The organism is Streptomyces panaciradicis, from assembly GCF_023516615.1.
In the GTDB taxonomy this organism is placed as follows: Bacteria; Actinomycetota; Actinomycetes; order Streptomycetales; family Streptomycetaceae; genus Streptomyces; species Streptomyces panaciradicis.
On the sequence record NZ_JAMGBF010000011.1, the window covers coordinates 15,523 to 27,685 of the forward strand.

At 70.6% G+C, this 12,163-nt stretch carries 12 protein-coding genes; 1 reads left to right on the forward strand and 11 read right to left on the reverse strand.

Annotated elements, in window-relative coordinates:
• Positions 1-6: 6 nt before the first annotated feature.
• The 8 genes from ccsB to hemL all read right to left on the reverse strand — a co-directional run bounded on the left by ccsB (position 7) and on the right by hemL (position 8,247).
• Positions 7-1,107: a c-type cytochrome biogenesis protein CcsB gene (gene ccsB / locus M8J74_RS05070; RefSeq protein ID WP_249835239.1), complete on the reverse strand. Its 1,101-nt coding sequence runs from the start codon at positions 1,105-1,107 to the stop codon at positions 7-9.
• On the reverse strand, positions 1,104-2,831 hold the full coding sequence (gene resB / locus M8J74_RS05075; RefSeq protein ID WP_249835240.1) for a cytochrome c biogenesis protein ResB: 1,728 nt from the start codon (positions 2,829-2,831) through the stop codon (positions 1,104-1,106). Before resB ends, ccsB begins: the two co-directional genes overlap by 4 nt.
• Positions 2,832-2,834: 3 nt before the next feature.
• The gene (locus tag M8J74_RS05080) at positions 2,835-3,608 is read right to left on the reverse strand and encodes a cytochrome c biogenesis CcdA family protein (protein WP_058923910.1); all 774 of its coding nucleotides are present in this window, start codon (positions 3,606-3,608) and stop codon (positions 2,835-2,837) included.
• A gap of 1 nt (position 3,609) precedes the next feature.
• Positions 3,610-4,227, reverse strand: coding sequence for a TlpA family protein disulfide reductase (locus M8J74_RS05085; RefSeq protein WP_249835241.1), 618 nt, complete (start codon positions 4,225-4,227; stop codon positions 3,610-3,612).
• A 77-nt stretch (positions 4,228-4,304) separates the two neighbouring features.
• The gene (locus M8J74_RS05090; RefSeq protein WP_249835242.1) at positions 4,305-5,588 is read right to left on the reverse strand and encodes a polysaccharide deacetylase family protein; all 1,284 of its coding nucleotides are present in this window, start codon (positions 5,586-5,588) and stop codon (positions 4,305-4,307) included.
• A gap of 181 nt (positions 5,589-5,769) precedes the next feature.
• The gene (locus M8J74_RS05095) at positions 5,770-6,099 is read right to left on the reverse strand and encodes a hypothetical protein (RefSeq protein ID WP_249835243.1); all 330 of its coding nucleotides are present in this window, start codon (positions 6,097-6,099) and stop codon (positions 5,770-5,772) included.
• Positions 6,100-6,238: 139 nt separating this feature from the next.
• On the reverse strand, positions 6,239-6,931 hold the full coding sequence (locus tag M8J74_RS05100; protein WP_249835244.1) for a histidine phosphatase family protein: 693 nt from the start codon (positions 6,929-6,931) through the stop codon (positions 6,239-6,241).
• On the reverse strand, positions 6,928-8,247 hold the full coding sequence (gene hemL, locus M8J74_RS05105; RefSeq protein WP_058923915.1) for a glutamate-1-semialdehyde 2,1-aminomutase: 1,320 nt from the start codon (positions 8,245-8,247) through the stop codon (positions 6,928-6,930). Before hemL ends, M8J74_RS05100 begins: the two co-directional genes overlap by 4 nt.
• A 352-nt stretch (positions 8,248-8,599) precedes the next feature.
• Between hemL and M8J74_RS05110 the strand changes: the two genes are divergently transcribed.
• Positions 8,600-9,238 carry a hypothetical protein gene (locus tag M8J74_RS05110; protein ID WP_203237696.1) on the forward strand — a complete coding sequence of 213 codons (639 nt, stop codon included), beginning with the start codon at positions 8,600-8,602 and terminating at the stop codon, positions 9,236-9,238.
• Positions 9,239-9,295: 57 nt separating this feature from the next.
• Here M8J74_RS05110 and M8J74_RS05115 read toward each other — a convergent pair whose 3' ends face one another.
• From M8J74_RS05115 to M8J74_RS05125, 3 genes are all read right to left on the reverse strand, one after another.
• On the reverse strand, positions 9,296-10,012 hold the full coding sequence (locus M8J74_RS05115; RefSeq protein WP_249835245.1) for a sensor histidine kinase: 717 nt from the start codon (positions 10,010-10,012) through the stop codon (positions 9,296-9,298).
• Positions 9,951-10,997 carry a GAF domain-containing protein gene (locus M8J74_RS05120; protein WP_249835246.1) on the reverse strand — a complete coding sequence of 349 codons (1,047 nt, stop codon included), beginning with the start codon at positions 10,995-10,997 and terminating at the stop codon, positions 9,951-9,953. The genes M8J74_RS05115 and M8J74_RS05120 overlap by 62 nt, the downstream gene beginning before the upstream one ends.
• Before the next feature lie 893 nt (positions 10,998-11,890).
• Positions 11,891-12,163, reverse strand: a 273-nt coding sequence (locus M8J74_RS05125; RefSeq protein ID WP_249835247.1) for an SHOCT domain-containing protein, incomplete at its 5' end; no start/stop codon positions are given.

The following is a 12,163-nucleotide window of genomic DNA, read 5'->3' on the forward strand; positions in this document are numbered from 1 at the left end:
GTCCTGCTACACGCCCGCGTAGGAGTGCTTGCCCGAGACGAAGATGTTGACGCCGTAGTAGTTGAACAGCCAGCAGCCGAAGGCGATCAGGGCCAGGTAGGCGGCCTTGCGGCCCTTCCAGCCGGCCGTGGCGCGGGCGTGCAGGTAGCAGGCGTAGGCGACCCAGGTGATGAACGCCCAGGTCTCCTTGGGGTCCCAGCCCCAGTAGCGGCCCCAGGCCGACTCGGCCCAGATGGCGCCCGCGATGATCGTGAACGTCCACAGCGGGAAGACGGCCGCGTTCAGGCGGTAGGAGAACTTGTCCAGGGACGAGGAGGCGGGCAGCCGCTCCAGGAACGAGGTGGCGAAGCGGCCCGGCGTGCCGCCGTTCTCCAGCTTGGTCTCGTAGGAGTCCTTGAACAGGTAGAGCAGGGTGCCGGCCGCGCCGACGTAGAAGACCGCGCCGCACAGGATGGCCGTGGAGACGTGGATGTACAGCCAGTACGAGTGCAGGGCGGGGACCAGCTGGTCGCTGGCGGTGTACAGGACCGTGACGGCGATGCCGAGGTCGAGCAGGACCGTGGTGACCAGGAACAGGCCGAGCCAGCGCACGTTCTTCTTCAGCGCCAGCAGCGTGAGGTACACGGCGACCGCGACGGTGGAGAAGGTGATGTTGAACTCGTACATGTTGCCCCACGGCGCCCGCTCCACCGAAGCCGCGCGGGCGACCACGCCCGCGAGGTGGATCAGGAAGGCGAGCACGGTGAGGGAGATCGCGATGCGCCCGTAGAGGTCGCCCTGCGCGTCCCCGCCGTGCGCCCCGGGCCCGTCGGGCACGTCCCGCGATCCGGTGGAGGACCGCACGACGACCTTGGGCCGCTCCAGTACGGCGGTCCCGCCGGCCTTCTTGACGGTGACGGCCGGGGTGCCCTTGGCCTTCTGCGTGCCGTTGGTGAGCGCGCTGGCCGTGCGGGCCACCTTGCTGCGGCTGCCGAAGAGCCATTCGGCGATGTAGGCGAAGAAGGCCAGGGTGTAGACGGCCATCGCGGAGTAGATCAGCGTGTTGCTGATGTTCGCGAGGTGTTCGTTGGTCGCGATGGCCAACTCGGTTCCGGCGGAGAGAATCACTTCTTCTCAGCCCCTTCGGCAGGTACGACGCTGGGATCGGGGGTGGTGGTGGCGTCTGGGTCGGTGGGGTCCTCGTCGGGCCCGGGCGCGCCCGGCGCCCGGTCGTAGAGGGTTTCGGCGAGGTCGGCGAGCTCCTCGGGGACCTTGGCGGACTCGCTGCGGCCGAGGCCGGCCATCTCGACGACCGTGACGCCGTCGGGACCGGCCACCGCACGCACCCAGACGCGGCGGCGCTGGATGAACAGGGAGCCGGCGAGGCCGAAGATGGCGACGAGGGACCCGGCGAGGGCCCAGCCGGTGCCGGGCTGCTGGACGATCTGGAAGTTCGCCCACTCCTTGGTGCCCTCGTAGGTGATGGAGCCGGCGCCGCCGGGCAGCTTCATGGTCTGGCCGGGCTTCAGGTTGTCCCTGAGCTGTTGGCCCTTGGCGTCCTTGTAGGGCTTCACATGGGACTTGTCGAGCTGGTACACGCTCTGCGGGATGCCGGAGTCGACCCCGAGGTCGCCGTGGTACGGGGCCAGGTTGAGCACCGGGTTGAGCAGCCCGGGGAAGGTGGAGGCCGTCTCGCTGCCCTTGGTGTACGTCGGCAGCAGGAAGGCGGAGATGCCCATCTGCTCGCCGACGCCCTTGGCGTTCCTGTAGCCGTCGAGGACCTTGACCACGCCGGTGGAGGTGACGTTGGAGTCCAGCGGGAGGAGGGGCACGGCGTCGCGGTAGACGACGTCGCCCTTGCCGTCGCGGACGGTGATGACGGGGGCGTAGCCGTGGGCGGTGAGGTAGACCTTGGCGTCGCCGATCTCCAGCGGCTCGTTGACCTTGACGAGGTCCTTGTGGTCCTTGCCGTAGGCGCCCTTGCTGTAGGTGACGGCGGCCTGGAAGGTGCGCGCGGTGCCCCGGTTGGGGCCGTTGGTCTCGTAGGTGCCGGTGAACTTGTCCAGGTTGAAGCTGAACGGCACCAGGTCGTCGGCGGTGAAGAGGCTGCCGGACTTGAAGTCGTCGTACTGCGTCATCGTGTTGGAGAAGCCGTCGCCCTCGACGACCAGCTTGTTGCCCTCGGACTTGTACAACTGGCCCCAGGCGAAGGCGGTCAGCATCACGATGAGCGCGATGTGGAAGGCGAGGTTGCCGGTCTCGCGCAGGTAGCCCTTCTCGGCGGCGACGGCGTCCCCGGCGACGTGCGCCCGGAAGCGGCGCTTCTTGAGCAGGGCGAGCGCGGCCGCACGGACCTGCTCCGGTTCGGCCCCGGTGCGCCAGGTGGTGTAGGCGGGCAGCCGGGTCAGCCGCTTGGGGGCGCCCGGCGGGCGGCCGCGCAGCTGGCCGACGAACTGCCAGGTGCGGGGGATGATGCAGCCGATGAGCGAGACGAACAGCAGGATGTAGATCGCGGAGAACCACACCGAGCTGTAGACGTGGAAGAGGCCGAGCTTGTCGTAGATCGGCCCGAGCGTCGTGTGCGTCTTGCGGAAGGTGTCGACCTTGGTGACGTCGGTCCCGGACTGCGGGATGAGCGAGCCGGGGATCGCGCCGAGGGAGAGCAGCAGGAGCAGCAGCAGGGCGACCCGCATGGAGGTCAGCTGCCGCCAGAACCAGCGGACCCAGCCGAGGACACCCAGGGAGGGCAGGTTGGGCAGCTCCTCCGCGGGGGCGGTGGACAGCTGGGAGCCGGCCGCGCCGAGGTCGTCGTCGGCCCGCTCGGGGGGCGTGCCGGTTTCGGTCTTGCTCATCGATCAGATCCCCACGGTGAAGCCGGCCGACCAGGACTGCATGTCCTGTACGAGGGTGTCCCAGACGCCGGTGACGAGCAGCAGACCGGTCACGATCATCATCGTGCCGCCGATCCGCATCACCCAGACATAGTGGCGCTTGACCCAGCCGAAGGCGCCGAGCGCCTTGCGGAAGGCGACCGCGGCGAGCACGAACGGCACGCCGAGGCCGAGGCAGTAGGCGACGGTCAGGACGGCGCCGCGGCCGGCGCTGGCCTGGTTCGAGGAGAGCGCGAGGACGGAGGCGAGGGTCGGGCCGATGCAGGGCGTCCAGCCGATGCCGAACAGCGCGCCGAGCAGCGGGGCGCCGACGAGTCCGGTGGTGGGCCGGTTGTGGAAGCGGAACTCCCGCTGGGTCATCCAGGGCATCAGGCCCATGAAGAAGACGCCCATGAGGATCATCAGCACGCCCAGCACCTTGGCCAGGACGCCCTTGTTGTCCTGGAGGGTGGTGCCGAAGTAGCCGAACAGGGCGCCGCTGGAGACGAAGACGGCGGTGAAGCCGAGGACGAAGAGGGAGGCGCCGGCCACCATCCGCCCGCGGCGGGCCTCCGCCAGGTCGGTGCCGGCGACCCCGGTGACGTAGGACAGGTAGCCGGGGACCAGCGGCAGGACGCACGGCGAGAAGAAGGAGACGAGGCCGCCGAGGAGCGCGACGGGCAGCGCGAGCAGCAGGGCGCCGTTGAGCACCGTCTGGTTCGGGTCCGTCGCCGCGGCGAGCGTGGTGACTGAGGTCACGTCACTTCTCCGCGAGCACGGTGTCGATCATGCCGCGCAGCTTGTCCTCACTGAGCCCCGTCAGGGAACGCGCGGCGATCCTGCCCTTGCGGTCCAGGACGAGGGTGGAGGGAATGGCCTGTGGGTTCAGCGTGCCCTTCTTGAAGCGGAGCATCAGCTTTCCCGTCGGGTCGTACAGGTTGGGATAGGTGATGCCGTACTGCTTCTCGAAGGCGGCGGCCTTCCCGGTGTTGCTGTCCCGGGTGTTGATGCCGACGAACTGCACGCCCTTGCTCTGCAGCTCCTTGGAGATCTTCGCGAAGCCCGGCGCCTCCGCCCGGCAGGGCGGGCACCAGGAGCCCCACACGTTCAGGACGACGACCTTGCCCTTGAACGTGGCCACGTCGACCCGGCCGCCGTCGACCGTCTTGCCCGAAAGGTCCGGGGCCGCGACCCGCTTTCCCGCGGCGACCGTGGAGATGCCGTTCTTGCCCATGACGAAGTTGGTGTCACCGCCGCCGCCCGAGGTGCCGCCCGAGCTGCATGCGGACAGCGCGAGGGCGGCGGCCGCGGCCGTCGCGGCGAGCAGCGTGGCACGGCTTCGGTTCGAGCGCAGAGGGGTGCGACTGGAGGCACTCATGTGAAAAGTTTCGCATGTCCGTTCCGGGGATCTTGCGCACCCCCCTCGCGGGTGCACGGGACGCCGGAATCCGCAGGTCAGGCGGCCTTTCCGGTGGGTGTGGCGGATGCGGTGGAACTCTCCTGCAAAAACGTCTTCCAGCCCCCGGCCGGCCGCTGTCCGACGTCGAGCGTGCGCAGCTTGGCCAGCACCTCCGGCTTCTGCACGTCCATCCAGTCGACGAACTGCCGGAAGGAGACGAGCCGTACGTCCGCGCCCTTCTCCTTCTCCCGGGCGATGTGCTTGAACGCCGCCTCGACGGCGTCCATGTAGATGCCGCCGTTCCAGTGCTCGAAGTGGTTGCCGACGAAGAAGGGTGCCCGGTTGGTCTCGTATGCCCGCTTGAAGCCAGATATGTAGGCGTTCGTGGACTGGGTGCGCCAGGCCGGGTAGTTGTAGGCGGGCGCCTGGGTGGAGTTGATCGACTGGTTGGCCAGCATGTTGTAGTCCATCGACAGGACCTCGAAGGAGCGGCCCGGGAACGGGATCTGCTGCAGCGGCAGGTCCCAGATGCCCAGCTTCTTGTCGGGCCAGACCTGGCGGCCGCCGGGCGAGGAGGCGTCGTAGCGCCAGCCGAGCTCCTTGGCGGTGGGCAGCAGGTTGTTCTGGCCGAGCAGACAGGGGGTGCGGCCGCCGACGAGTTCCTTCTCGTAGTCGAAGGGCAGGGAGGGCAGGTCGCTCCAGCCGGTGTTGGTCCGCCACTCCTTCACGAAGGACTTGGCCTGCTGGATCTCGCTGCGCCACTGGGCGGGCGTCCAGTTGCCGACGGTGCCGTGGCCGGAGCAGAAGTGGCCGTTGAAGTGGGTGCCGATCTCGTGCCCTTCGAGCCAGGCGCGGCGGACGTTGGTCAGCGTCGCCTTGATGTGCTCGTCGGTGAGGTAGCCGATGTCGGAGGCGCCGCGCGGGTTGTTCGGCGGGTTGTACAGGCGCTTCTTCGACTCGGGCAGCAGGTACAGCCCGGAGAGGAAGAAGGTCATGGAGGCGCCGTGCTCCTTGGCGAGGTCGAGGAAGCGCGGGAAGAGGCCGTTGCCGACCTCGCCGGCGCCGTCCCAGGAGAAGATGACGAACTGGGGCGGGATCTGGCCGGGCTCCAGCGGCTCGGGCTTCTTCGGCTGGTGGGGCTGCTTGCCGGTGAAGGACGTCGAGCCGTCGCCGAGGGGCCGGGCCGGGTGGGACGTGGTGCCGGGCTTGCCGCCGCCCTTGGAACCGGAGGCGTGCTTCGACCCCTCTGACGGTGTGAGGGAGCCGCAGCCCGTGAGTCCGGCGGCGGCCGCGGCGCCCGCGCCGAGACCGAGCATCCCCCTGCGAGTGAGAGCGCGCATTCCATCCCCGATTCGTCAAGTACTCCGGTGGTCACCCATTCAGAGGACATGGCGAACGGACAGGTTCCCCTCGCTCACACCGATCTCGTCACAAATGTCACGAACCTGTCATAGGTGCGGTGAAGAGGTCGTGAAGACGACTCGGGGCGGGCGGTGGACACACCACCACCCGCCCCCCGGTTCAGCGGGTCTGGTAGTCGACCAGCTTCAGGATGTACCGCTGCGGGGCGCCGCAGGACGTCTGCGACTTCTTGCCGACGCCCACCCACGGACCGTACGACGTCACGTTCTTGCCCGTGACGCCGTCCTCGCACGTCAGCTTCACGCGCACCTGGCCGGAGCCGGCGTGGCAGACCACGAACCCCGAGTTGTCGTCACCGATGGGCCGGCCCACCTGGCACTGGCTCGGCGCCGCGCTCGCGGCGGTCGCGCCCGCGATCGGCACGGCGACGGCGACGCCGGTCAGCACCAGCGGCGTCATCGCGAGCGACGCCAGCTTCCTCGTCTTCATGGATGTTCCCCCTTCTGTCCGCCTGATGGTCGGTCAGGCGGCCGGGACCGGGGCCCTGGAGCAGGGCTCCGGCGATGGTCGCCGGAGACGCTACCCAAGATCCAACAGACGTGTCCATGCCTTTTGGCGGGGCCTCTTCCTAGGCCCCGAAGGCCTTGCTCTTGCCCTGGGCCGGCTTCGCGCCGGCGCGGAGGTGGGCCGGGACGAGGTCGATGGCGGGCTCGCTGTAGCCCACGGACACGATCTTGTCGCCCTGGTACGTGAAGCTCGTCAGGGAGGCCAGCGTGCACTGCCGCTTGCGCGGGTCGTGCCACAGCCGCCGCCGCTCGACGTACGACCGCACGGTCCAGATCGGCAGCTGGTGGCTGACGAGGACGGCCTCGTGCCCCCGCGCCTGCTCCTTGGCGGACTCCAGCGCCTGCATCATCCGTACGACGATGTCGACGTACGGCTCGCCCCACGACGGCCGGAACGGGTTGGTCAGGTACTTCCAGTTGGCCGGCTTCCTGAGCGCGCCGTCCCCGACGCCGAAGGACTTGCCCTGGAAGACGTTGTCGGCCTCGATGAGCCGCTCGTCGGTCGCGAGGTCGAGACCGTGCGCCTTGGCGACCGGCGTCGCGGTCTCCTGCGCCCGCTCCAGCGGGGAGGCGCAGACGTAGGTGATGTCACGGGGGGCCAGGTGCTCGGCGACCCGGTCGGCCATCTGCCGCCCCAGCTCGGACAGGTGGTACCCGGCGAGCCGGCCGTAGAGGATGCCGTCCGGGTTCTCCACCTCGCCGTGCCGGACGACGTGGACGACGGTGATGTCCTTGTTGTTCGCCTGCTCGCTCATGCCGCCGTGGCCTCCGCCGCCGCTCGGGCCGCCGCCGGGAGGGCGTCGGCGATGCGCTGTACGGCCTGCTCGTCGTGGGCCGTGGACACGAACCAGGACTCGAAGGACGAGGGCGGCAGGTAGACGCCCTGCGCCAGCATCGAGTGGAAGAACGCGGTGAAGCGGAACGACTCCTGCCGCTTGGCGTCCTCGTAGTCGCGCACGTCACGGTCCGCGAAGAAGACGGAGAACATGTTGGAGGCGTTCTGCAGCCGGTGCGCGACGCCCTCCTTGCTCAGCGCCTCCGTCACCAGCCCCTGGATCGTCTCCGACACCGAGTCGACCTTGGCGTAGGCGGCGTCGTCGAGGAGGCGCAGCTGGGCGAGCCCGGCGGCGGTGGCGACGGGGTTCCCGGAGAGCGTGCCGGCTTGGTAGACGGGCCCGGCGGGCGCGAGGTGCTCCATGACGTCGGCCCGGCCGCCGAAGGCCGCGGCCGGGAAGCCGCCGCCCATGACCTTGCCGAAGGTCATCAGGTCGGGCCGCACCCCGTCGATCCCGAACCAGCCCGCCCGGCTGGTGCGGAAGCCGGTCATGACCTCGTCGGAGATGAACAGGGCGCCGTTCTCGGAACAGGCGTCCTTCAGGCCCTGGTTGAAGCCGGGGCGGGGCGGTACGACGCCCATGTTGCCCGGCGAGGCCTCGGTGATGACGCAGGCGATCTCGCCCGGGTGCCGGTGGAAGGCCTCGTTGACGGCCTCCAGGTCGTTGTACGGCAGGACGATCGTGTCGCCGGCCTGGGCGCCGGTCACGCCGGGCGTGTCGGGAAGCGCGAAGGTCGCGACCCCGCTGCCCGCCGCGGCGAGGAGCGAGTCGACGTGGCCGTGGTAGCAGCCGGCGAACTTGATCACCTTGCTGCGCCGGGTGAAACCGCGGGCGAGCCGGATGGCGCTCATGGTCGCCTCGGTGCCGCTGCTGACGAGCCGGACCTGCTCGACGGGCTCCACTCGCGCGACGATCTCCTCGGCGAGCGCGACCTCGCCCTCACCGGGAGTACCGAAGGAGGTACCACGCGAGACGGCGTCCTGGACTGCGGCGATCACCTCGGGGTGGGAGTGCCCGAGGATCATCGGACCCCAGGAGCAGACGAGATCGACGTACTCCCGCCCGTCCGCGTCCGTCAGGTACGGGCCCGAACCGGACACCATGAACCGGGGCGTACCGCCCACGGCGCGGAAGGCGCGCACCGGGGAGTTCACGCCGCCGGGCGTGACGGCGGACGCGCGGTCGAACAGCGCCTGCGACACGGGGGCTTCGTAGGAATATGGCAGTTCGCTCATGACCAGCGACTTCTCCGACCTTCTCGGGACTGCTCGGGACCACTCACGTCGGCTCCGGTTGCCTGTGACCTCCTCAGGGTAGGCCAGCGGGTACAGACGGCAGGGAGGGCGCTGCTGACCGGGGAGACAGTGGCGCCCCGCGTCGATCTGCGAAACTGGGTGCTGATACACACAGCTCGAACGGCCTTCTCGTACGTATGCATGGACGAAGGCGTGTTCAGGGGCTGCGAAGATCCTGCGGACAGGTGTTTCAGCGCACGTTTCGGCGGGCGGCCGTGGGGGAGGTCACTGACACGATGATCGGGTTGCGCGGCGGGGGCCACGCGTCCTAGAAAAGCAGTCGGGTGGAGATATGCATCGCGGTGGCGGACTGGGCGAAGGGACTGACGACCTGGGTCCTCGACGTGCCCGGCGGGGAAGGCACCGACGCGAGGCGGAGGAAGCTACCGAGACACGTCGGAGTCAGGGTGTACCGAGTGAGCCCGAGCAGTTCGACCGGCGCGGTGACCGCCGGCTCGACAGCCTGCGGGCCGGGAGCAGGAATGGTGGTCGGGTGGGGGTGACGTACAAGTACTTCGGCGCGCCGGACGGCGCGACCGCGGCCCGCGTCCCGATCTCGATGCGCCCCGAGGAACTCGGCGGCGACGAGCTGGGCATGAACGGCATGTTCACCAAGATCAAGCCGGAGACCATGGCGGCGATGGTGCTGACGGGCATCGAAGGCGTGCCCCTGCACAAGGTGCCGCCGCTGGAGCTGGTCGTCCTGCACCCCGACTACGCGGTCGTCAAGCTCCCGATGACGGTGGTCGACCCCCTGCGCGGCATAGGCGAGGAGGCGGTGGGCGCGGCGGCGTTCATCTGGTCGACGGTCCCGGACCGCGGCGGCCCGCGCGACGCCTTCAACGTGTACCAGCTGCTGCACGAGTGGCAGGACTTCAGCCACCGTCTGCACGAGGCGGGGCACCAGCCGTACTGCCTGGTGTGGCCCTGATCCCTCCCCCGATCCCTTCCTGATCACGTCGCCTCACGAGCCGCCGGCAGGGCCGGGTCAGGCGTGGCCGCCCGGCGCGGGGCCGGTGCCCCGGGGTAGCGGGGCCGTCCAGTCCAGGTGGGTTCCGGAGGGGTTGCCGGGGGTGATGTCGAGGTTGCCGTTCAGTTCCTCGGCGCGGGTGCGCATGTTGGTCAGGCCGCTGCTGCGGGTGGTGCGCGGGTCGATTCCGCGTCCGTTGTCGGCGACGGTCAGGCGCAGTGTGCCCTCGCCGGCCGCGACGGTGACCTCGACCGCGGTGGCGTGGGCGTGCCGGGCGGCGTTGGACAGCGCCTCGCGCAGCACCGCCAGCAGATGGTCCGCGTGCCGCGCGGGCACGTCGGTGTCGATCAGGCCCGTCATGCGCAGGGCCGGCGGGAAGCCGAGCGTCGTGGTGGCCTCGTCGGCCAGCGCCGCGAGCCGGGAGCGCAGGCCCGTGCGGCGGCTGGGCCGGTCGCGGTGCTGGAGGCCGAAGATGGTCGAGCGGATGACCTTGATGGTGTCGTCCAGGTCGTCCACGACCCGCTGCAGCCGCTCGGTGGCCTCCGGCCGGCCGCTGACGCGGCTGAGCACGGACTGCAGGGTGAGCGCGTCGGCGAACAGCCGCTGGATGACGAGGTCGTGCAGGTCACGGGCGATGCGGTCGCGGTCGCCGAGCAGCGCGAGCTGTTCGGCGTCACGGCGGTGCTCGGCGATCTCCAGGGCGAGGGCGGCCTGGTCGGCGAACGACTTCACCATGTCCACCACCGCCTCGTTGAACGGCCCGCCGCCGGGCCTGTTGGCGACCTGCAGCACCCCCCCGCACCCGTTCCCGGCCTCCGACGGGAACGAAGAAGCCGGGCCCGAGCGGCACGACGGAGGCGCTGCCGCCCAAGGAACGGGGATCGTCGCTGAGGCCGTCGCTGCTGATGGTCTGCCCGGTCGTGTAGACCTTGGACGCCAGTGTGGTGGCCGCCAGGGCCAGGCCCAGCAGGTCCTCGGCGCTGCGCCCGGCGGCCGTCTCCACCGCCAGCTCCTCGCCGTCCCCGACCGGCAGGGCCAGCGTCACCAGATCCGCCCCGGTCATCTCCCGCACGGTGTCGGCCAGCGACCGCAGGATCCGCGCCGGAGGCTCCCCGGACAGCAGGGCGCGGGTGAGGTCGGCGCCGGCCGCCAGCTGCCGCTCGCGGTGCCGGCTCTCGTCGTACAGGCGGGCGTTGTCGATGGCCACGCCCGCGGCGGCGGCCAGGCTGCGCAGCACCGCCTCGTCCTCGGCGTCGAACTGCCGCCCGTCCCGTTTGTCGGTCAGGTACAGGTTGCCGAAGACCGTGTCCCGGACCTGCACGGGAGCGCCGAGGAAGGTGCGCATCGGCGGGTGCCCCGACGGGAAGCCGACGGCGTCCGGGTGGGCGCCGAGCTCCTCCAGCCGCAGCGAGTGCGGCTCGCGGATGAGCAGGCCGAGGATGCCGTGCCCTTCCGGGTAGTGCCCGATCCGGGCGATCGTCTCCTCGTCCATCCCCACGGTGATGAACTGCCGGATGCGCCCCTCCTCGCCGAGTACGCCCAGCGCGCCGTACTCGGCGTCCACCAGATCCACGGCGGACTGCACGATCCGCCGCAGCAGGTCGCCGAGTTCCAGATCGCCGCCGATCGCCACGACGGCGTCCAGCAGGGTCTGCATCCGGTCGCGGCTGTCGCGCACCCGCTGGACGTGTTCCTGCAGCTCGTTCAGGAGGACGTCCATCCTCGGTCCCGGCGCCGGGACCTCCCGGTCCCTGTCCGATCGGTCGTTCACCACAGCCGCCCTTCACCCCGCACGGGCATACCCCTCCAGCATGCTCGCATCGCCCCGCGGAAGCGCAATACCGTCCCGCGTCCCCCGCTGCGCCGATGGCGTGAAGTGCCCGGTTTTCCGTGCCGCGCCGGGGCAACCCGAGGGGGAACCGCGCGGACGGCACCGGCTGCCGGGTGCCGCCGTTCCGCCTGGGTGGGGAGACAGGTCATGAAGGCGCTCGCGTACGACGGCTCGGGACGGCCCTGCCGGGAGGCGCCCTTCGCCGGGCGGCCGCCCGGCACCCGCGAGGTCGCCGCCGGCGTCCGGTGAGCGGCCCGTGTTCGCGCTCGCGCTCGCGATCCCGGCCGTCCTGCTGGGCATGGTGACGGGGCTGTCCGCCTTCGAGGACTGGCTCTTTCCGGGTTCGCCGGACAGCACGAAGTCCGCGGCGGGGGAGGCCACGTCCGGCCGGCGGTCACCGCGTCCCGCGCAACCCGCGCCGCCCGTTCCCGGCGTTCGGCACACGCCCGTCGTGAAGCAGCCGCGGGACCGGGCTCCCCGTCATCGCGCCGGAGGCCGGCGGCGCCGGACCCTTCGGGCCCGGACGGCCGCGTCCGGTGGTGGCCACCGACGGCTCCCGCGCCGACCGTCCCGCCCCGAGGCGGCCGGGCGTCCGGGCAGGTCGTAGGAGAGAACAGGCCGAGCGTCTACGCCGACAGGGGCCCGGTCGTACCCGAGCCGTCGCATGCGCCGGACCACGGTCTGGACGGCCGCGACGCGGAGACCACCGCACGCCTCGGCGGCACGGCGCCAGGGCCGGATCATGAGGCCAACCGCGGTGGAGTCGGCGAACCTCGGCCGGTTCAGCTCTTGCTGAGGCGCGGCCCGTTGTCGCCCGCGCCGTGCAGGACGTCCAGGCGGTGGCGGTACTCGTCCTCGTCGATCTCGCCGCGCGCGAAACGCTCGGCGAGCAGTTGCTCGGCGGTGGACCTCCCCGGTCCGCGCGGGGTGCCGGTGGACGGCGTGGAGTCGTCCGGCCGGGCCAGGGCACGGAAGAGCAGGACGCCGAGGGCGATGAACACGGCCCAGAAGAGGATCATGCCGACCGACATCGTGAACCAGCCCCACCCGCTGAC